Source organism: Mycobacterium sp. NGS33 (assembly GCF_059812885.1).
Genome location: NZ_JCALDN010000003.1, coordinates 25,677 through 45,786, shown reverse-complemented (window position 1 = coordinate 45,786; position 20,110 = coordinate 25,677). Strand labels below are relative to the sequence as shown.

Sequence of the window (20,110 nt, the reverse complement as noted above, 5' to 3'; positions counted from 1 at the left end):
GTTCAGGCCGGCGCGACGAACCCCACCGGGCCCGACGCGATGCACAACGCCAGCGCGGCGGTGTTGGCCCGCACCGTGATCGCGTCGCCGGCGCCCGGCAACCGCGCGAAGACCCGGTTGAGCCCGGGATGCACCGGCACCTTGACCTCGGGGCCTTGCGTCATCGACAACGTCATCGAGCCGTCGCTGTTGGCCAGGTAGTTCAGTTCGACGGTCCAGTCGGCGGGCAGCAGCGGGCCGTCGAGGATCAGCCGCGCCGGCTTGTCGGGCTGGGCGAAGTAGCCGCACCGCGGCATCGGCCCGGGCGCGATGGTGCGAACCCAGGTCACCCGGGCCTTGATCAGCCGACCCGAGCTGTCGAACATGCGTAATTGTGTTGTCGCGGAAGCGAATTCGGGCCTGTCCGGCAGCAGAGCGAACAGGTGGCTGGCCAGATTCTCCGGCGCGGCCACCCGCTGCAACACGAACGGGTCGACCTCCTGATCCAGCAGCGGCGTGTCGGAGGCGGCGCGGGCCGCGGCCAGCGAAGCCCGGGCGTTGCGCAGATAGGGCTGGGCCGGGTTGTCGCGCCAGCTGGTCAAGAACGTGGCCGTCGAGTACAGGCTGCTGGCCACGAACAGCACCGCCAGCCCGGTGGCCACCGCGGTGCGTTGCGGCGAGGCGTCGAGCCAGCGCTGCCCGGACCGCCGGTTGGGGGCGCTCAACGCCACCGCGGCCAGCAGCGCCAGCACCACGACCAGATCCGGCAGGTAGCGCAGCGTCTGCGCGAGCTCGAGCGCGGTCTGCTTCGACGAGCGCATCAAATAGATCGGCACCTGGCAGGCCACGGCGTAGCCGACGGCGACCACCCACACCGGCCCGATGCGGTCCTTGCGCACCAGCGACACCGCCAGCGTCCCGGCCAGCACCAGCCACCCCAGCGCCATCACCGACGTGGGCGGCGTGGCCCAGGGTGAGGCCGGCGCCCACCGGTCCCAATGCCACGGCCCGCCCGCCAGCCCCGGCACGATGCCGTGCGTGACGGAGCGCGCCAGCAGCCGGCCCGTCATCGACAGGTCGGAACTCCACCGCTGCTGGTTGACCACCGCCAGGTACACCGCGATCCAGGCGGCGGTGAGCGCCAGCGCGGCGATCCACAATCGTGAGCCGGCCCGCCACGCCGTCGCCAGCGCCGCTCGCAGGCTGCGATCGCCCGTCACGTGGCCGAGCAGCGCGGCCACCGCGAACGCGACGAACGGGATCACCGCGGCCTTCTCGAAGAACAGCAGCCCGCCGAGGTAGACCAGCACCCCACTCACCGCGTAGCGCTGTTTGCCGGTGCGCACCAGTAGCACGGCGTCGCCGCACACCCAGGCCAGCGCGGCCAGCATCGGCAGCGAGTTCAGCGCGGCCGCCCACCACGCGAACCCGGGCACGGCCAAGGGGGTGAACAACGCGAACGTCAACGGGATCAGCAGCACGGGCCGCCAGCCCAGAACGACGTGCAAGGCGCGCAACAACGCGAGCGACGCCAGCAGTTGCAGCGCCAGCAGGCTGACCGCCGGCCAGGTCCAGTCCAGTGGTGCGAGCCGGATGATGGTGCCCGCGAGCAGAAATGCGCCGGGCATGACGTGCCCGTCGTGGTCGTCGAACAGATAGGACGGCGCCAGCAGGTTGTGGGTGCCGGCCTTGCCGATCAGGATCAGGTCGTCCCAGTAGAAGTAGCCGCCGAAGGCCAGCACCGCGCGCACGGCCAGCTGCACCGCGATGAGCGCGACCGCCACGACCGCTATGTATGGTGGGCCGGTGCGTGCACTGGTTACCGGGGCAGCCGGATTCATCGGCTCGACGCTAGTCGACCGTCTGTTAGCCGACGGTCACGCGGTGGTGGGGCTGGACAACTTCGCCTCCGGCCGCGCGACCAACCTCGAGCATCTGGCCGACAACCCGGCAAACGTCTTCGTCGAGGCCGACATCGTGACCGCAGACCTGGAGGCCATCCTCGGCGAGCACCGCCCGGAGGTGGTGTTTCACCTGGCGGCGCAGATCGACGTGCGGCACTCGGTCGCCGATCCGCAGTTCGACGCCTCGGTCAACGTGATCGGCACGGTGCGCCTGGCCGAGGCGGCACGCCGGGCGCAGGTCCGCAAGGTCGTGCACACCTCCTCGGGCGGATCCATCTACGGCACCCCGCCGCGCTACCCCACGCCCGAGAGCGTGCCGACCGATCCCGCCTCGCCGTATGCGGCGGGCAAGGTGGCGGGCGAGATCTACCTGAACACCTTCCGCCACCTCTACGGCCTGGACTGCTCGCATATCGCCCCGGCGAATGTCTATGGCCCGCGCCAGGATCCGCACGGTGAAGCCGGCGTGGTGGCGATCTTCGCCCAGGCGCTGCTGTCGGGTAAGCCCACCAAGGTTTTCGGCGACGGCAGCAACACCCGCGACTACGTCTTCGTCGACGACGTCGTGGACGCCTTCGTCAAGGCTTCCGGCGACGCAGGCGGCGGGCAGCGCTTCAATGTCGGCACCGGCATCGAAACCTCGGACCGCCAACTGCATTCGGCGGTGGCGGCCGCCATCGGGGCGTCCGACGACCCGGAGTTCGCGCCGCCGCGGCTGGGCGACCTCAAGCGGTCCTGCCTCGACATCGCTTCTGCGGCAGAGGTTTTGGGGTGGAGGCCCAAGGTCGGGCTCGCCGATGGCGTGGCCCGCACGGTGGAGTACTTCCGCCGGGCGCAGGCCAGTTAGCGGCCGACTAGCCCGTTTCGGGGGCTTGCGCGGATTCCATCGCCACCGCACGGGCCAGCCGCGCATAGCGCAGCTCCAAGTCCTTGAACCGCATGTACGTGCTGAGCGTGGTGAAACAGAACGCCATGATCAGCGCGTAGAGCATCAGGTCGGTGCCGCGGCGCACCCCGAACCACTGGGCCACCACCGTGGTGTCATCGGGACGCAGCACCGCGTAGACGCCGCCCAGCACGAACACCACGTAGCCGACCTTGACCCAGGCCCGGGACCGCGCGTTGCGCCGTGAGCGCAGCAGATAGACCAGCAGCGCGACGATCGAGCCGATCAGCAGCACCTGAATCCAGTTCATGTTCCAACCCTTTTCATCTCGGAATCCGCCCGCGCAGGAACCCGTCGAAAATGATGTTGACGCCGTTGAGCAGGGGCTGCCCCTTCGACCTCGAGTACTCGGTGTAGAGCACCTCGATCGGCTCTTCGGCGACGCGCCAATGGTTTTCGTCGATCAGCATGATGAATTCGTTGGCGTGGCTCATGCCGCTCATGGTGATGTCCAGGCCGTCGGCGACCTTCTTGTTGAACACCCGCAACCCGTTGTTGGTGTCGGTCAGGCCAAGCCGGCGGCCCCGCCGGCTCAGCCGCGCCGCGGTCTGCAGCACGATCCGTTTCACCAGCGGCGGTCGGGTCCCCTGCCGCGTGCCGAACCGGGTGCCGATGACGACGTCGACGTCCCCGGCGCGCAACCGGTCGACCATGGTCGCGAGGTCTTTGACGCGGTGCTGGCCGTCGGCGTCGAACGTGGCGAAGATCTGGGCCCCCGGCTGCTTGCGGGCGTACTCCACGCCGGTCTGGATGGCCGCGCCCTGCCCGAGGTTGATCGGGTGGCGCACCAGGTGGGCCCCGGCCCGCCGGGCGATCTCACCGGTGTCGTCGGTGCTGCCGTCGTCCACGCAGACGACGTTGTCGAATACCGAGCGCACATCGGCGACCACCTCACCGATGACAGCGGCTTCGTTGAAGGCGGGAATGACGACCCAGACGACCGAATAATGCGTTTCAGTACCCATCTAAGCCCACAAGGTACACGCCGGTGCAGGCCAGATCAGCCGGTAGAGCGCGCGGCGCGCGACAGCGCCACCAGATGGACGCCGATGCCTACCACCGGGCCGCACAGCAGCCCGACCACGGTCCGGATCTGCAGGGACAACGGCAGCAACAGCAGCAATCCCGACGCCACGGTGGCGCTCACCCACCCCAGCGAGTAGGCCCGGTGCAGCGCGGCGGCCACCGCCGCCGCCCCGGTCAGCGTCAGCATGGCGATCGCCACCGCGGCCGCGGTCAGCCACGCCAGCAGCGCGCTGCTGGCGTGGTACTGCGGCCCGAAGGCGACCCGCAGCAGCCACGGCCCGACGACCGCCGCGGCCAGCACCCCGATCGCGCCGATCGCCCCGACGATCGCGGCCGGGGCGAGCAGCGCGCGGATCCGGTCGCTGCGCTCGTCGACGAAATGCGCAATCAGATTGCCCTGCATGGCCGTCAGCGGCACCAGCAGCGGCGCGCGGGTCAGCGTCACGGCCAAGATGATGACCCCGCCCTGGGCGCCGAGTTCGGCGCTGGTCAGCTTCAGCAGCACCGGAAATCCCATCACCAGGATGGCGCTGGCGCCGGCGGCGGTGATCGAATGCGCGGCGCCCCGTAGGAAGGTCGCGGTGCCGCCCGGGGTGAGCAGCCGGGCGGTGGCCCTGGTCGCCGGCGAGGCCACCAGCAAGATCAGCCAGGCGATCGCGCCCGCGACCGTCGCCCACAGGAAGCCGACCAGGCGCCACCCGAGCGCCACGGTGGCCGTAGCCACCATCACCCGGATGACGGCATCGGTCACCATCAGCGCCCCGTAGCGCGTCCATTGGTTGGTGCCGGCCAGCATGCCCAGCAGGGTGGCGTGCACGCAGAACCCGGCCAGCCCGACCGACAGTAGCGCCACCGACAGCAGCCGCGCCTCGACGAACACCCGCCCGCCCCACAACGGCGAACTGCCGGCGATCAGGACGGCCGCGGCCACCCCGACCAGCATCGCGACCCGCATCGGGTGGGTGCGCGGCTCGCCGGGTACCGGCAGCGCGGCGAGGTCGCTGACATAGGGCGTCGAGCGGACCTCGCGGGTGGTCTCCTGCAGCAGGCCGTTGGCCGCGCCGGTGACCAGCCCGAACGCCCCCCAGAACACGCCGAATATCGAGAAGCCGCTCGGCGCCAGGTCACGAGCGGCCAGATAGATGACCGCGTAACCGCATAGCGCCGTGACGGCGGTGGCGGTGCCGACCCTGGCCATGCTGCCGCGCGCCACCGGCCCCTGCGAGGCGCTGATCTCGGTCATCGGGGCGGCGGCGCTTTCGGCCGACTGCCCCGATGTTTCGCCACAATGTGAAAATTCTATGCGGACCGCAGCGGTCGCCGGCCGCGACGATCCGGTTCGCTAGTGTGGGCGGCGGCCGGAAAGGATCCATGTCCGCATTGCGTACCTTCGGGGTTTCGCTGTTGGTCACCGCGGCGGCCCTCGGCCTCGGATATGCCTACGGCGGCGGCAAGGGTCTTTACCTGCTGGTGGTGCTGGCCGTCCTCGAGGTGTCGTTGTCGTTCGACAACGCGATCATCAACGCGTCGATCCTGAAGCGGATGAGCCGCTTCTGGCAGCGGATGTTCCTGACGGTGGGGATCCTCGTCGCCGTGTTCGGCATGCGGTTGCTGTTCCCGCTGCTCATCGTGTGGGCGACCGCGGGCCTGGATCCGGTGCGGGCGATGGAGTTGGCTTTGCATCCGCCGCCGCACGGCGCGCTGGAGTTCCCGGACGGCTCGCCCAGCTACGAAAAGCTCGTCATCGCGGCGCACCCGCAGATCGCGTCATTCGGCGGCATCTTCCTGTTGATGCTGTTCCTGGATTTCCTGTTCTATGACCGAGACATCAAGTGGCTCAAGTGGATTGAGATCCCGTTCGCACGCATCGGCCGGCTGGGGCAGGTGTCGTTGGTGGTTACCGGTCTCGTCCTGGTCGGCGTGGGCACGCGGTTGACGCACTCGGGTGACGAGGCGGCGACGGTGCTGACGGCCGGGCTGGTGGGCATGGTGATCTACCTGGTGGTCAACGGATTGAGCCGGGCGTTTCGGCCGTCCGACACCGAATCCGATCCCGAATCCGGCACCCCCGCCGCGGCAACGCGTTGGGCCGGCCTGACCCTGTTCCTCTACCTGGAAGTCCTCGACGCCGCCTTCTCGTTCGACGGCGTCACCGGCGCCTTCGCCATCACCTCGGACCCCGTCGTCATCGCGCTCGGGCTGGGCCTGGTGGGCTCGATGTTCGTCCGGTCGATCACCATCTACCTGGTTCGCCAGGAGACGCTGGGCCGGTACGTGTACCTCGAACACGGCGCGCACTGGGCGATCGGGGCGCTGGCCGTGATCATGCTGGCCTCCATCGAGCCGCGGTTCGAGGTCCCCGAGCCGGTCACCGCCTCGGTCGGGGTGGTGTTCATCGCGGCCGCGCTGGGCTGGAGCATCCTGCGCAATCGCCACGAGGCGCGCGCCCGGCGCGATTAGCGCGCGCCGGCGGGCGTCAGTGCCCCTGGGCCTTGAACCGCTCGATCGAGCGCTGGATCTCCGCCTCGGCGTCCTCGCGGCCGACCCAGTCCGCGGCCTTGACGAACTTGCCCGGCTCCAGGTCCTTGTAGTGCACGAAGAAATGCTTGATCACGTCCAGCTCGAATTCCGGCACGTCGCCGATGTCCTGGATGTGGTCCCAGCGGTGGTCGCCGGCCGGCACACACAACACCTTGTCGTCGCCGCCCTTTTCGTCGGTCATCCGGAACATTCCCACCGGACGCGCCTCTACGATCACCCCGGGGAACACCGACTGCGGCAGCAGCACCATCGCGTCCAGCGGGTCGCCGTCCTCGCCGAGGGTGTCCTCGATGAAGCCGTAGTCGGTCGGGTAGGCCATCGCGGTGTAGAGGTAGCGGTCCAGGCGTAGCCGGCCGGTCTCGTGGTCGACCTCGTACTTGTTCCGCTGGCCCTTTTGAATCTCGATGGTCACGTCGAATTCCACCGCGTCGGCTCCTCGTCTATTGGGAAGGCGTCTATTGGGAAGGCGTCTGTAAGGAAGGCGTCTGTTGGGGCAGGCCAATTTTGCCCTGCTACACCCTAGTCGAGCGCATCGGCGCCGATTCGGCAGAATGGGTCTTCGGACAGTCAGGAGAGTCATGGCCCGTACTCGCTGGCAGAAATCCACCCCAGTGTTCATCGGGTTGGGCGTGCTGGCGTTCGTCGCTGCCGTCGTGGTGGCGGCAACGTTTTTCACCACGGCCGGACACGGCGCCAACAGCGCGCACGCCCCGATCCCGCCCCCGCACGCACCGACGGTGAAGCCGGGCATGGTCCCGGTGAGCGACACCGCCGAGCTCCCCAGCGGGCCCGGCGTTGCCGCCATGCTGGCGCCCCTCGCGGGTGACCCGAACCTGGGCCGGCTGGGCGGCCGGGTCACCGACGCCATCACCGGCAAGGAGCTGTGGCAGGTGGCCGGCGACATGCCGCTGGTGCCGGCGTCGACCAACAAGGTGCTCACGGCGGCCGCGGCGCTGCTGACGCTGGACCGCCAGGCCCGGATCAGCACGCGCGTGGTGGCCGGCAGCCAAAACGCCCAGGGCCCCGTCGTGCTGGTCGGGGCGGGCGATCCGGCGCTGTCGGCGGCGCCGCCCGGCGTCCCCACCTGGTACCGGGGATCGGCGCGGATCAGCGACCTCGTCGAGCAGATCCGCCGCAGCGGCGTCACGCCGACGGCGGTGCAGGTGGACACCTCGGCGTTCAGCGGGCCGACGATGGCGCAGGGCTGGGACCTCGCCGACGTCGACAACGGCGACATCGCGCCGATCGAGTCGGTCATGATCGACGCCGGACGCATCCAGCCCAGTACGGTCAACTCGCGGCGGTCCCGTACCCCGGCGCTGGATGCCGGCCGCGAGCTGGCCAAGGCGCTGGGCCTGGACCCCAACGCGGTGACGATCGCCACCGCGCCGTCGGGAGCCCGGCAGCTCGCGGTGGTGCAGTCGGCGCCGCTGGTGCAGCGGCTGTCCGAGATGATGGACCACTCCGACAACGTGCTGGCCGAGAGCATCGCCCGGGAGGTGGCGGCCGCGATCAACCGGCCGCGCAGCTTCGCCGGCGCCGCCGACGCGGTGACCAACCGGCTGACCACCGCCCACGTCGATACGGCGGGCGTGGCGCTGCTGGATTCCAGTGGGCTCTCGGTCGACGACCGGTTGACCGCCAAGACGCTCGACGGCGTGCTGCAGGCCGCGGCGGGGCCCGACCAGCCGTCGCTGCGGGCGCTGCTGGATCTGCTCCCGATCGCCGCGGGTAGCGGGACGCTGGCCGACCGCTTCACCGACGCCTCCACGGCCCAGGGCCCCGCGGGCTGGCTGCGCGCCAAAACCGGCTCGCTGACCGGAATCAACGCGCTGGCGGGAGTGCTCACCGATCGCAGCGGCCGGGTGCTGACCTTCGCGTTCATCTCCAACAACGCCGGCCCGAACGGCCGCAACGTGATGGATGCGCTGGCCACCCGGCTGTGGTCCTGCGGGTGCTCATGACGCCGGCGTCGGACCTGACGCTGGGCACCGCGGTCGACTGGCGGTTCGCGGCCACGGTGGGTCGGCGGCTGGCCAGGCCCGGTCCGCCGTCCAGCGATTACACCCGCCGCCAGGTGATCGACGAGCTCGCCAGGTCGTCGGTCAAGGCCGAACCGCTGGTGCGTGACGTCACCGGCCTGATCACCGACGGCTTTGACAGGGGCCAGGTGCCGGCCGCCCGCATCGTCGACCGCCCCGACTGGATCGCCGCGGCCACCGAGTCGATGCGGGTGATGATGAACGGCGCCGAGAAGCCGCACGGCTTTTTCACCGGACGCATCACCGGCGCGCAGACGGGCGCCGTCCTGGCCTTCGTGTCCTCGGGGATCCTGGGTCAGTACGACCCGTTCGCCACTGACAACGGGGCGAAAACCGGCTGCCTGCTGCTGGTGTATCCGAACGTCATCGCCGTCGAGCGGCAGCTTCGCATCGACCCGTCCGACTTCCGGCTGTGGGTGTGCCTGCACGAGGTCACCCATCGCGTGCAGTTCACCGCCAACCCGTGGCTACCCGACTACATGTCGCAGGCCCTGGGCGTGTTGACCCGCGACGCCGGTGAGGACATGGGGCAGGTGATCGGGCGGCTGGCCGACTACGCGCGAAGCCGCGGCAGCGGGGCCTCGGAGTCCGACGCCAACTCGGAGGGGATCCTCGGCCTGGTGCGCGCGGTGCAGTCCGAACCGCAGCGCCAAGCGCTAGACCAGTTGCTGGTGCTGGGCACCCTGCTGGAGGGCCACGCCGACCACGTCATGGATGCGGTCGGGCCGATGGCGGTGCCGTCGGTAGCCACCATCCGCCGCCGGTTCGACGAGCGCCGCCACCGCAAGCAACCGCCACTGCAGCGGTTGTTGCGCGCGCTGCTGGGGCTCGACGCCAAGCTCAGCCAGTACACCCGCGGCAAGGCCTTCGTCGACCACGTGGTGGGCCAGGTGGGCATGGCCCGGTTCAACGCCATCTGGACGGGTCCCGAGACGCTGCCGCTGCCCATCGAGATCGAAGAGCCCCAGCGATGGATCGACAGGGTGCTGTAGGCCGGCTGCGCGCGGCTGTCGAGGCGTTCGCCGCGACCCACCTCGCCGCCGGCGACCAGTGGTGCGTGGCGCTGTCCGGCGGCCCGGATTCCCTGGCGCTCACCGCGGTGGCCGCCCGGCTGCGGCCCACCACGGCGGTGGTCGTCGACCATGGCCTGCAACCCGGCTCGGACACCGTCGCCGGCACCGCCCGGGAGCAGGCCCTGGCATTGGGATGCGTTGCGGCCCAAGTGGTTCGGGTGCAGGTGGGCAATCAGGGCGGCCCCGAGGCGGCGGCGCGCGCCGCCCGCTACGCCGCGTTGAGCGCCCAGCACAGCGGCCCGGTGCTGCTCGGCCACACGCTCGACGACCAGGCCGAGACGGTGTTGCTGGGGCTGGGCCGCGGGTCCGGGGTGCGGTCGATCGCCGGGATGCGCCCCTACGATCCGCCGTGGTGCCGGCCGCTGCTGTCGGTGCGGCGGGCAGTGACGCACGCCGCGTGCCGGGAGCTGGGGCTGGACCCCTGGCAGGATCCGCACAACACCGACCGCCGCTTCACCCGGACCCGGCTGCGCACCGAGGTGCTGCCGCTGCTGGAAGACGTGCTGGGCGGCGGCGTGGCCGAGGCGCTGGCCCGCACCGCCATCGCGCTGCGCGAGGACTCCGAGCTGATCGACACGCTGGCCGCGCGGGCGCTGCCCGGGGCCCGGGCGGACGCCGGCCTGCGGGTGCAGGCGCTGGCACCGCTGGACGCCCCCGTGCGGCGCCGCGTGATCCGGGCGTGGCTTTTGGCCGGCGGCGCGACGGGCCTGACCGACAAGCAAATCCGGGGGGTCGACGCCCTGGTCACCGGCTGGCACGGGCAGGGCGGGGTCGCGGTCGGGTCGTCGACGCCGGACGAGCGATTGTTCGCCGGCCGCCGCGACGGCGTGCTGACGCTGTGGCGCGAGCCGGTCCGGTAGCCGCAATATCGGGACTGCCGTTGGTTATTCGCCCGCCGTCGTGGCACTCTGTGGGCGTGGCCCAGATCTCCTCGGCGATCACCCCCGCTCAGCCCGCGGAGCTTTACCCCGGGGATATCAAGTCTGTCCTGCTGACGTCGGCGCAAATTCAGGCGCGAATCGCCGAACTCGGCCAGGAGATCGGGGATCGCTACCGCGATGCCGCGGCCGAGACCGGTCAGGACCTGCTGCTGATCACCGTGCTCAAGGGTGCTGTGATCTTTGTCACCGACCTGGCTCGCGCGATCCCGCTGCCCACCCAGTTCGAATTCATGGCCGTCAGCTCGTATGGGTCCTCGACGTCCTCCTCGGGCGTGGTGCGGATCCTCAAGGACCTGGACCGCGATATCGAGGGCCGCGACGTGCTGATCGTCGAGGACGTCGTCGACTCGGGTCTCACCCTGTCCTGGCTGTTGCGCAACCTCAAGACGCGGCACCCGCGCTCGCTGCGGGTGTGCACGCTGCTGCGCAAGCCCGACGCGCAGGGCGCCCACGTCGACATCGCCTACGTGGGCTTCGACATCCCCAACGACTTCGTCGTCGGCTACGGCCTCGATTACGACGAGCGCTACCGGGACCTGTCCTACATCGGCACCCTGGACCCCAGGGTCTACCAGCAGTAGCTCCGCGCCCGTCGGGCGCGGCGGGTCGCCGCCATCGGGCTAGTCCAACTCCCACACCGCGGTCACCGAGAAATTGACGGTCTGCTGGCCGGGCTCCAGCGGAACCATGGACGGCATGGCCCGCGGGGCGCCCACCGGTGGCGGGGTGGCGCCGGTGGCCTCCGAAATGGTCAGCACCCGGCCCAGCCGAAGACCCGACAGCTGGGCGTACTGCTCGGCGCGGTTCTTCGCGTCGTTGAACGCGCGCGACCGGGCGTCCTTCACCAGCTGCGAATCGTCGGCGATGGAATAGCGGACCGACTTGATCCGGGTGGCGTCGCCACCGGTGCCGACGATGAGGGCCAGCAATCGCGACGCTGCGTCGGTCGGGTGGATCTTGACGGCGATGGCGTTGGTGGCGCGGTAGGCGGTGATGGCGGCGGTGCCGCTGGGCGCCGGGTTGTTGTATTCGGGAGACAGCGAGACCTCGGTGGTGCTGATGTCCTTGCGGTCGATGCCCGCGCCGGTCAGTGCGTTGATGACCGCCTGTTGACGGTCGTTGGTCTGGTTCATCGCGGTGGTGACGTCGGGCGCGCTGAATTCGATGCCGACGTCGGCGGTCAGGGTGTCCGGGACGCCCTGGACCTGCCCGGTGCCCACCACCGTGACCTGGCGGGGGTTGGCCCCGGGCTGCGCCGCGTTGTGCTTGTCGCACGCCGACATTGCCGCGATCGTCAAGCCGGCCGCGGCCGCGGCGATCGATCGGCGGACAAACCTCGAGGCATTCGGTGCGACCGGCATGCCTGGCACCCTAGCGCCCGTGCCGCCGTCGACGTGATCGATCCGGCGCTTCGCGCGCCCGCCTGCCCTGGATAGATCGCCGGCTCGACACCAGGTCGTGCCCACGTTCGAGGCGACGCGCACCGACGCGCGAGTGATGCCCAGAGGCGTTGCGGCGCGCCACGCATAGGTGCTCAACCGCGGCCCGAAAGACATATAAGTTCATATATGTCTCCAATCATATTGGTTTGCAATATCTTTCATTTAAGACGCATATATTGCGGGATATCGGTGAACACCTGCTGACTCCGCCATGAATTAGCGCCCGCGGGGCTGTCACCTGCGGACATGACTGGCTTAACGTGTCCAGTCGTCTGACTCGGTACGGCAGCCCGTGCCGAGAGCTGTTGATTCCGAAGGAGTTTGGTAAGTCATGTCATTCTTGATGGCGCAGCCGGAAATGCTGGATGCGGTTTCCCGTGAGTTGCACAGCATCAATAGCGCAGTGCGGGAGGCAAATTCGGCCGGGGCGGGCCCGACGGTGGGAGTTGCCTCCGCCGCGGCCGATGTGGTGTCGATTTTGACCGCCGCCCAGTTCTCCCGGCACGCCCAGCTGTTTCAGGAGGTCAGCGCGCAGGCCGCGGTGGTGCGTGAGCAGCTGGCGACGATGCTTGGCATCAGCGCCGCTTCGTATGCCGCCACGGAGTCCGCCAACACCGCCGCGGTCGGTTAGGCCGCGATGTTGAACTTCGCGCAATTACCGCCGGAGATCAACTCCGCGCTGATCTATTCGGGACCTGGCTCGGCGCCGCTGCTGGCCGCCGCGACGGCCTGGGATGCGCTGGCCGCCGGGCTGCAGTCCGCCGGATCCGCTTACGCGGCGGTGATTGCGGGCCTCACCGACGGACCATGGCAGGGCCCGGCCGCCGCGTCGATGCTCGCCGCGGCCGCGCCGCAGGTGGCGTGGCTCACCGGCACGGCCGCACAGGCGGAACACATTGCCACTCAGGCCATGGCGGCCGCCGCCGCCTATGAGGTGGCGTTCGCCGAGACGGTGTCGCCGCCCGCGATCGCGGCGAATCGGGCACTGCTGGCGGCATTGCTGGCGACGAACTTCCTCGGTCAGAACACGCCGTACATCGCCGCCACCGAAGCCCAGTACGGCGAGATGTGGGCCCAAGACGCCGCCGCGATGTATGGATACGCCGGTATGTCGGCGGTGGCGACGACGTTGCCGCCGTTCGAGCCGGCCGTGCCCACGACCAATCCCACCGGGGCCGCCGGGCAGGCCGCGGCGGTGGCTCAAGCGGCCGCCGCGAGCGGAAGTGACAGTGCGCAGGGCATAGACGCGGTGCCCCAAACACTCGCTGCCCTGGGCGGATTGACCAACAACGCCCCGTCGTCGGCCAATCCCACGCTGTCCCTGGGTGGCATCAGCCTCAATCCCGAAGGTGACGGCCTGGTGGTGGGGGGCCCGCTGGGTGATCTGCTGGAGGGCCTGACGGGGTCGCAAACGTTGGACGCCAGCACGCCCTTCGACGCGTTCATTCGGTTGATCTCTCCGACGCGGCTCTTCACCACCTCGTTCAAGGACATCCAGAGCCTGGCGCAGGGCTTCATGCCGGCCGCGAAGTCGGCGGCCGAGGGCGTCGCCAAGGCAGCGGAAGCGGCTGTGCCCGCCGCCGTTTCGGGCGCCGGGTTGAGCGGCCTGGGCGCGATCGGCGGCGCCGTCGGCAAGGCGGCGTCCGTCGGTGGCCTTTCGGTCCCGGCGGCCTGGGCCGGTGCGGCGCCGACGACACCCGCGGTCGCGGCCGCGCTCAACGGCGCCACCGCCGCGGGGGCCGTCGAACGTGCCACCAACACGATGGGCGGGGTGCCGATGGCGCCCACCGGCGGGGCGGGGCGCGCCTCGGCCGCCCACTTTGTGACGCCCCGATACGGTTTCAAGCCCACCGTCATCGCACAACCCCCGGCGGGAGGCTGATTCGAAGGCGAAACCTCCGCGACGAACCTCAGGGCGTGACGAGAATCTTGCAGTGCCGCTCGGGGTCGGCCAGGTCGTCGAACGCCGCGCCCACCCCATCGAGGCCGGCTTCGCCGGTGATCAATGGGCTGACGTCGATGTCGCCCTCGGCCAGGGCGCGCAGCGAATCGCCGAACTCGTCGGGCGTATAGGCGAGCACGAATTGCACATTGATCTCTTTGGCGATCGCGAAGAACGGATGCACCGTGTCGGGCTGCATGCACACGCCGGCCACCACCAGGCGGGTACCGGGCCGGGCCCGAAGCATGACGTCGTCGATGATTCCCGGCACGCCGACCGCCTCGAACACCACCGCGGGCTTGACGGTGTCGAAGGGTGACCCCTGCGCCGCGTCCACCGTCTGGTGGGCACCCATCGCGGTGGCGAGCTCGCGCCGCTTGGGTGAAAAGTCCGACGCCACAATGGTTTCGACGCCTTTCGCCCGCAGCGCGGCGATGATGGCGATGCCGATGGGGCCGCAGCCGAGCACCAGGGCCGTCTCGCCGGGCGCGATGTTGGACTTGTTGACCGCGTGCAGCCCCACGGCCATCGGTTCGGTGAGCGCGGCGTGCTTGAGGTCCAGGCCGTTGGGGATGGGCAGCAGCAGCGGCGCCGAGAGCAGCATTCGTTCGGCGTAGCCGCCGACGGTGCTGTTGCTGTAGACGATCGGTTCGACGCCCTTGGCGGACAACAACACCGGCAATGACGTCACCATGGTGCCCGGCGGATGGGTCTCGGTGTCCGGCCCGGCTTCGAGTATCTCGGCGCTGAACTCGTGACCCATGAAGATGTCGCGGCCCAGGTCGACGTGCATGCCGCCCGCGCCGCCCGCCACCCGGTCGCTCATTTCCAGCACCTGGGCGCCGTGGGCGGCGAAATGCAGGTCGGAGCCACAGATTCCGCATGCCCGCACGCCCACCAACACCTGACCGGCCTCCGGTATCGGGTCGGGCACGTCGTCCCGATAGACCATGCGTCCGTCGCGCAACACCGCCGCGCGCATCAGTGCACCGCGTCTTTCTGCTCGTCGACGTGCTCGGTGATGGCCTTGACCACGGCCTCGCCCGCGCGGCCGATCAACTGGTCGCGCTTGGCCTTGGCCCAGTCGTGCGACGAGCGCGACGCTTCGAGTTGTCGTTTGAAGTGCGGAATCACCTTGCGCGCCATCAGGTCATAGCTGTGGTACGTCGCCTGCGGCGATGCCCAATCGTGGCCGAGCATCAGCAGCGTGCCGAAGCCGCCGGAGCGGTCGAGCAGGTCCTCGATGTGCGCGATGGCGTCCTCGGGCGTGCCGATGCAGCAGTTGCCCTTGGCCGCGTAGTCGGCGACGAACTCGTGCGGCGTCTGGGTGCCTTCCACGCTGTTAGCTAGCGGCACAAATCCCGCGGCGCCAAAGTAATTCGCGAAATCCTGCAGCCCATAGGTGCAGTCGTCGATGGCCTGCTCGCGGCTGTCGGCGATGTGCATGATGCTCAAGACGCGCCAGTCGGCGCGGTCCGGCTCGTCGCGACCTGCCTTCGCGGCCTGTTCGCGAACCACGTCCCAGGTGGTTTCCAGCGCGGCGTAGCCGCCGGGCACCGACATCGACAGCGACAGCAGCGACGTGCCAAGCGCGCCGGCCAATCGCGGGCCCGACGGTGAAATCATTGCCGCCGTGGAGATTTCGGGGTAGGGCCAGGTGTAGGGCCGGATGTGCAATTGGGCGTCGCGCAGGGTGAACCAGTCGGAGTGCCGGTCGATGCGTTCGTTGGGTGCGGCACGGAACAGCGCCAGGATCGCCTCGAGTGACTCCTGCATCATCCGGCGCTGCTCGATCGGGTCGATGCCCATCATGTAGGCGTCCGAGGGCAGCGCGCCGGGACCGGTCCCGAACATCACCCGCCCGCGGGTCAGGTGGTCCAGCAGCACCCAGCGATCGGCGACCATGAGCGGATGGTGGTAGGGCAGCGACACCACCCCGGTGCCCAGCCGGATGTGTTTGGTCCGCTCGGCCGCCGCGGCGATGAACACCTCCGGACAGGCGATCAGCTCGTAGCCACCGGAGTGGTGCTCGCCGAACCACGCTTCGTCGAATCCGAGCCGATCCAGCGCGACGACGCGTTCCATGTCGTATTCCAGTGCCACCGTGGGAGATTGGCCGACGGGGTGAAACGGCGTGATAAAGACTCCGAAACGCAGGGGCGCGCTCATTGCAGCTCCAATCCGTTGAGGAATTCCAGTAAGGCCGCATTCACCTCGTCGGGGCGCTCCTGCTGCAGCCAATGCCCGGCGCCGTCGATCATCACCTCTTGGTAGGGCCCGGAGATCGCGTCGGAGGCGCGGTCGGTGCGGGTGAACGACAGGACCGGATCGGCCGTCCCGCCGATGAACAGGCACGGGACCGAGATCTTGACGCCGTCGAGTTCGGGGGTGGTCTCCCAGTTGCGGTCGAAATTGCGGTACCAGTTCAGTCCGCCGGTGAAGCCGGTGCGGGAGAACTCGGCGATGTAGTGGTCCAGCTCGTCCTGGGTTATCCAGTCCGGCAGTCCGTCCGGCTCGGGAAGGCGGTCGAGGAAGCCTTGCGGACCGGGGGTGGCCATCCGCACCAGCGCATCCTTGCCGTCGGCTCGCAGGCTGCCCATCATGCGCCGCATCACCCGGGCGGGATCGGCGTTCAATTCGGCGTCGGCGGCACCGGGCTCCTGGAAATACAGGATGTAGAAGAAGTTCTCGCCGAACATCTTGCGCCACGCCTTCGTCGGCGCCACGTGCGGGCGCGGAGTCACCGGCACGCTCAGCGCGGCGACGGCCGCAACCCGGTCCGGATGCAACAAGGGGGCGTTCCACACCACGGCGGCGCCCCAGTCGTGCCCGACCCACACGGCGCGCTGCGCGTCGACGTCGTCGAGCAGGCCGACCAGGTCGGCCGTCAATTGATGGATGTCGTAGGCGTCGACGCCGCCCGGCCGATCCGAACCGCCGTAGCCGCGCTGATCCGGCGCCAGCACGTGATAGCCGGCATCGGCGAGGACGGATATCTGATGGCGCCAGGAGTAGGCCAGCTCCGGGAACCCGTGCGCCAGGAGCACCACGGGCGCCCCACGGTCGCCCGCTTCGATCACCCTGAGCCGCACGCCATTGGTGTCTACTAACCGTTCGGTTGGGGGCACCGTCCAACCCAAGCACAACGGTTGCTGGCTGAGAAGGCCCCGAACCGGTTCGGCTTGTCCGAATTGCGGGACCGGTGGCCGAAAGCCGGGAATACTCGAACCGATGCGACTGGACCACGTGGTGCTCTGGACGAAGCGCCCCCGGATCTCGATGGACTTCTACACCCGCGTCGTGGGGCTCGAGCCCGTCCGGTTCGAGGAATTCGAGGCCGGCGACGCGCCGTTTCCCAGCGTGCGGGTGTGCGCGGACTCCATCATCGACTTGATGCCGCTTGAGATGGTGCCGGCCGGGGCCTCGTCGGTGGTGGCCGAGGGGAGTGCCGGCCATCCGGTCAACCACATCTGTCTCGCCTTGCCGAAAGGCGAATTCGACGCGCTGGATGCGCGTCTGACGACGGCGGGCGTGGACACCAGCACGCGACTCAACCACAGCTTCGGGGCCCGCGGATGGTCGCCGCATACGTACTACTTCGCCGATCCCGACGGCAACGTGATCGAGGCCCGTTATTACGAGTAGCCGGGAACTGCCGGTCGTTAACTGAGCAGGGCGGCGAAGACGCGTCCACCGCGAGCGGGAGGGCCCACACCGAAGGTAGGGGAGTACCCCCGGCGCCCGGCTCTGCCGGAGCTGGCGATCTCCGCTAGCGGTAGCCTGGACTTTTTCAGCTGCGTGTATATCGGGGAAGGACCTGGCCGGCACGGCCGATGATTGATGAACCGGAAAAACGTGATTCGCACCGTCACGGCGATCGCTGTCGTGGTGCTGCTCGGTTGGTCGTTCTTCTACTTCAGCGACGACACCCGCGGCTATAAGCCCGTCGACACCTCGGTGGCGATGTCCCAGATCAACGGCGACAACGTCAAAAGCGCCCAGATCGACGACCGCGAACAGCAACTGCGATTGACCCTGAAGAAGGGCAATGGCGACACCGACAATTCCGACAAGGTCATCACCAAGTTCCCCAGCGGCTACGCGGTCGACCTGTTCAACGCGCTGAGCGCCAAGAACGCCAAGGTCAGCACCGTGGTGAACCAGGGCAGCATCCTGGGCGAATTGCTGGTCTACGTGCTGCCGCTGCTCCTGCTGGTGGGGTTGTTCGTGATGTTCTCCCGCATGCAGGGCGGGGCCCGGATGGGCTTCGGGTTCGGCAAGTCGCGGGCCAAACAGCTGTCCAAGGACATGCCCAAGACCACCTTCGCCGACGTCGCCGGCGTCGACGAGGCGGTCGAGGAGCTCTACGAGATCAAGGACTTCCTGCAGAACCCGGGCCGCTACCAGGCGCTGGGCGCCAAGATCCCCAAGGGCGTGCTGCTCTACGGCCCGCCGGGGACCGGTAAGACGCTGCTGGCCCGCGCGGTGGCCGGGGAGGCCGGGGTTCCCTTCTTCACGATCTCGGGCTCCGATTTCGTGGAGATGTTCGTCGGCGTCGGTGCGTCGCGCGTGCGTGACCTGTTCGATCAGGCCAAGCAGAACAACCCGTGCATCATCTTCGTCGACGAGATCGACGCCGTGGGCCGCCAGCGCGGCGCGGGCCTCGGCGGCGGGCACGACGAGCGCGAGCAGACGCTGAACCAGTTGCTGGTCGAGATGGACGGGTTCGACCCGCGCGCCGGCGTCATCCTGATCGCGGCCACCAACCGGCCCGACATCCTGGACCCCGCGCTGCTGCGTCCCGGCCGCTTCGACCGCCAGATCCCGGTCTCCAACCCGGACCTGGCGGGCCGCAAAGCGGTGCTGGAAGTGCATTCCAAGGGCAAGCCGATCGGCCCGGACGCCGACCTGGCCGGGCTGGCCAAGCGCACCGTCGGCATGACCGGCGCCGACCTGGCCAACGTCATCAACGAGGCCGCGTTGCTCACCGCCCGCGAGAACGGCACCGTAATCACCAGCGCCGCGCTGGAGGAGGCGGTCGACCGGGTGATCGGTGGGCCGCGCCGCAAGGGCCGGATCATCAGCGAGCAGGAAAAGAAGATCACCGCCTACCACGAGGGCGGGCACACGCTGGCGGCCTGGGCGATGCCCGACATCGAGCCGATCTACAAGGTGACGATCCTGGCTCGCGGGCGCACCGGTGGCCACGCGGTGGCGGTGCCGGAGGAAGACAAGGGCCTGCGGACCCGTTCGGAGATGATCGCGCAGCTGGTGTTCGCCATGGGTGGGCGCGCCGCCGAGGAGCTGGTCTTCCGGGAGCCGACGACCGGCGCGGTGTCCGACATCGAGCAGGCGACCAAGATCGCGCGCGCGATGGTCACCGAATTCGGGATGAGCTCCAAACTCGGTGCGGTCAAATACGGTTCGGAGCACGGCGACCCGTTCCTGGGCCGCACCATGGGAACGCAGGCCGACTATTCGCACGAGGTCGCCCGCGACATCGACGACGAGATCCGCAAACTCATCGAGGCCGCCCACACCGAGGCGTGGGAGATTCTCACCGAATACCGCGACATTCTCGACACCTTGGCGGGCCAGCTGCTGGAAAAGGAGACCCTGCACCGGGCCGAGCTGGAGAGCATCTTCTCGGGTGTCGAAAAGCGGCCGCGGCTCACAATGTTCGACGATTTCGGTGGCCGCATCCCGTCGGACAAGCCGCCGATCAAGACGCCCGGCGAGCTGGCCATCGAGCGCGGCGAGCCGTGGCCGCCGCCGACCCCGGAGCCGGCCTTCAAGGCGGCCATCGCCCGGGCCAGCGAGGCGGCCGCCGCCGCGCGCCTGGAGGCCGACCGAAACGCCAACGGCGGCAACGGTTCTCATGGCACTCAGGGTGGCGCTAGTCGTCAGGGTGAGCCGCAGGGTCCCACCCAGCCCGACTACGGCGCCCCGGCAGGCTGGCGCGCGCCGGGATGGCCGCCGCAGCAACAACAGCCGACCTACTGGCATCCGCAGCCCGGGCAGCAGCCCTATTGGCAGCAACCGGCGCGCGGTTACCCGGGCCCCCAGGGTTATCCGGGACCGCAGGGCCATCCGGGCGGTCAGCAAAGTTATCCCGGTCAGCAGGGGGGAGCGGGTCACCCGGGTCAGGCGCGCCCGTCGTACCCGCCGTATCCGCCGTATCCACCGCCCGGTCAGCCCGCCCCGGAGGGCGGGTCGCCCGACCGCCAGGATGACGACGTGAGCCGGTCCAACCCGCCGGCGCACGGCTGAGCAA

19 protein-coding genes are annotated in these 20,110 nt (G+C 69.3%); 10 read left to right on the top strand and 9 right to left on the bottom strand.

The genetic code is table 11. The features are described 5' to 3' along the window. Positions 1 to 2: 2 nt before the first annotated feature. Entirely contained in the window at positions 3 to 1,820 is a 1,818-nt protein-coding gene (locus tag AC5Y5B_RS07625; RefSeq protein ID WP_165821892.1) for a hypothetical protein, read from the bottom strand. Here AC5Y5B_RS07625 and AC5Y5B_RS07620 point away from each other — a divergent pair. Further along, positions 1,786 to 2,730 carry an NAD-dependent epimerase/dehydratase family protein gene (locus tag AC5Y5B_RS07620; RefSeq protein ID WP_112635197.1) on the top strand — a complete coding sequence of 315 codons (945 nt, stop codon included), beginning with the start codon at positions 1,786 to 1,788 and terminating at the stop codon, positions 2,728 to 2,730. The genes AC5Y5B_RS07625 and AC5Y5B_RS07620 overlap by 35 nt on opposite strands. 7 nt (positions 2,731 to 2,737) lie before the next feature. Here the strand turns inward: AC5Y5B_RS07620 and AC5Y5B_RS07615 are convergent, their stop codons facing one another. The 3 genes from AC5Y5B_RS07615 to AC5Y5B_RS07605 are packed head-to-tail and all read right to left on the bottom strand — an operon-like array spanning position 2,738 to position 5,098. After that, the gene (locus tag AC5Y5B_RS07615) at positions 2,738 to 3,079 is read right to left on the bottom strand and encodes a DUF2304 domain-containing protein (RefSeq protein WP_112635181.1); all 342 of its coding nucleotides are present in this window, start codon (positions 3,077 to 3,079) and stop codon (positions 2,738 to 2,740) included. A gap of 13 nt (positions 3,080 to 3,092) precedes the next feature. Beyond that, positions 3,093 to 3,794, bottom strand: coding sequence for a polyprenyl-phospho-N-acetylgalactosaminyl synthase PpgS (ppgS, locus tag AC5Y5B_RS07610; protein WP_112635183.1), 702 nt, complete (start codon positions 3,792 to 3,794; stop codon positions 3,093 to 3,095). A gap of 35 nt (positions 3,795 to 3,829) precedes the next feature. Next, the gene (locus tag AC5Y5B_RS07605; protein ID WP_500004822.1) at positions 3,830 to 5,098 is read right to left on the bottom strand and encodes a hypothetical protein; all 1,269 of its coding nucleotides are present in this window, start codon (positions 5,096 to 5,098) and stop codon (positions 3,830 to 3,832) included. 128 nt (positions 5,099 to 5,226) lie between these two features. Between AC5Y5B_RS07605 and AC5Y5B_RS07600 the strand changes: the two genes are divergently transcribed. Beyond that, positions 5,227 to 6,315, top strand: a complete 1,089-nt coding sequence (locus tag AC5Y5B_RS07600; RefSeq protein ID WP_112635187.1) for a DUF475 domain-containing protein — start codon at positions 5,227 to 5,229, stop codon at positions 6,313 to 6,315. Positions 6,316 to 6,331: 16 nt separating this feature from the next. Here the strand turns inward: AC5Y5B_RS07600 and AC5Y5B_RS07595 are convergent, their stop codons facing one another. After that, complete coding sequence (locus tag AC5Y5B_RS07595; protein ID WP_066867566.1) at positions 6,332 to 6,820, bottom strand: inorganic diphosphatase; 489 nt, start codon at positions 6,818 to 6,820, stop codon at positions 6,332 to 6,334. Positions 6,821 to 6,974: 154 nt separating this feature from the next. Between AC5Y5B_RS07595 and dacB the strand changes: the two genes are divergently transcribed. Genes dacB through hpt form a run of 4 tightly spaced genes read left to right on the top strand, consistent with a single transcriptional unit; the run spans position 6,975 to position 11,033 of the window. After that, a complete protein-coding gene (dacB, locus tag AC5Y5B_RS07590; protein ID WP_112635189.1) occupies positions 6,975 to 8,360 on the top strand; it encodes a D-alanyl-D-alanine carboxypeptidase/D-alanyl-D-alanine endopeptidase in 1,386 nt (461 codons plus the stop codon). Next, positions 8,357 to 9,430, top strand: coding sequence for a zinc-dependent metalloprotease (locus tag AC5Y5B_RS07585; RefSeq protein WP_112635201.1), 1,074 nt, complete (start codon positions 8,357 to 8,359; stop codon positions 9,428 to 9,430). The genes dacB and AC5Y5B_RS07585 overlap by 4 nt, the downstream gene beginning before the upstream one ends. Next, positions 9,409 to 10,371: a tRNA lysidine(34) synthetase TilS gene (tilS, locus tag AC5Y5B_RS07580; RefSeq protein WP_112635191.1), complete on the top strand. Its 963-nt coding sequence runs from the start codon at positions 9,409 to 9,411 to the stop codon at positions 10,369 to 10,371. Before AC5Y5B_RS07585 ends, tilS begins: the two co-directional genes overlap by 22 nt. 50 nt (positions 10,372 to 10,421) lie before the next feature. Then, a complete protein-coding gene (gene hpt / locus AC5Y5B_RS07575; RefSeq protein WP_165821893.1) occupies positions 10,422 to 11,033 on the top strand; it encodes a hypoxanthine phosphoribosyltransferase in 612 nt (203 codons plus the stop codon). A gap of 39 nt (positions 11,034 to 11,072) precedes the next feature. Here hpt and AC5Y5B_RS07570 read toward each other — a convergent pair whose 3' ends face one another. Then, positions 11,073 to 11,813, bottom strand: a complete 741-nt coding sequence (locus AC5Y5B_RS07570; RefSeq protein ID WP_112635193.1) for an SIMPL domain-containing protein — start codon at positions 11,811 to 11,813, stop codon at positions 11,073 to 11,075. Positions 11,814 to 12,225: 412 nt separating this feature from the next. On the opposite strand from AC5Y5B_RS07570, the gene AC5Y5B_RS07565 reads away from it, so the two are divergent. Beyond that, positions 12,226 to 12,525 carry a PE family protein gene (locus AC5Y5B_RS07565; protein ID WP_112635195.1) on the top strand — a complete coding sequence of 100 codons (300 nt, stop codon included), beginning with the start codon at positions 12,226 to 12,228 and terminating at the stop codon, positions 12,523 to 12,525. 6 nt (positions 12,526 to 12,531) lie between these two features. After that, complete coding sequence (locus AC5Y5B_RS07560; protein WP_500004818.1) at positions 12,532 to 13,776, top strand: PPE family protein, SVP subgroup; 1,245 nt, start codon at positions 12,532 to 12,534, stop codon at positions 13,774 to 13,776. Positions 13,777 to 13,804: 28 nt separating this feature from the next. On the opposite strand, the gene AC5Y5B_RS07555 is transcribed toward AC5Y5B_RS07560, so the two are convergent. The 3 genes from AC5Y5B_RS07555 to AC5Y5B_RS07545 are packed head-to-tail and all read right to left on the bottom strand — an operon-like array spanning position 13,805 to position 16,964. Continuing rightward, positions 13,805 to 14,818: a zinc-binding dehydrogenase gene (locus tag AC5Y5B_RS07555; RefSeq protein ID WP_500004816.1), complete on the bottom strand. Its 1,014-nt coding sequence runs from the start codon at positions 14,816 to 14,818 to the stop codon at positions 13,805 to 13,807. Next, on the bottom strand, positions 14,818 to 16,005 hold the full coding sequence (locus AC5Y5B_RS07550) for an LLM class flavin-dependent oxidoreductase (RefSeq protein WP_112635503.1): 1,188 nt from the start codon (positions 16,003 to 16,005) through the stop codon (positions 14,818 to 14,820). The genes AC5Y5B_RS07555 and AC5Y5B_RS07550 overlap by 1 nt, the downstream gene beginning before the upstream one ends. Continuing rightward, a complete protein-coding gene (locus AC5Y5B_RS07545) occupies positions 16,002 to 16,964 on the bottom strand; it encodes an alpha/beta fold hydrolase (RefSeq protein WP_500004814.1) in 963 nt (320 codons plus the stop codon). The genes AC5Y5B_RS07550 and AC5Y5B_RS07545 overlap by 4 nt, the downstream gene beginning before the upstream one ends. Positions 16,965 to 17,067: 103 nt before the next feature. On the opposite strand from AC5Y5B_RS07545, the gene AC5Y5B_RS07540 reads away from it, so the two are divergent. Both AC5Y5B_RS07540 and ftsH read left to right on the top strand, forming a co-directional pair. After that, complete coding sequence (locus AC5Y5B_RS07540) at positions 17,068 to 17,481, top strand: VOC family protein (RefSeq protein ID WP_112635499.1); 414 nt, start codon at positions 17,068 to 17,070, stop codon at positions 17,479 to 17,481. Positions 17,482 to 17,676: 195 nt separating this feature from the next. Next, a complete protein-coding gene (gene ftsH, locus AC5Y5B_RS07535; RefSeq protein ID WP_112635497.1) occupies positions 17,677 to 20,106 on the top strand; it encodes an ATP-dependent zinc metalloprotease FtsH in 2,430 nt (809 codons plus the stop codon). Positions 20,107 to 20,110 lie beyond the last annotated feature (4 nt).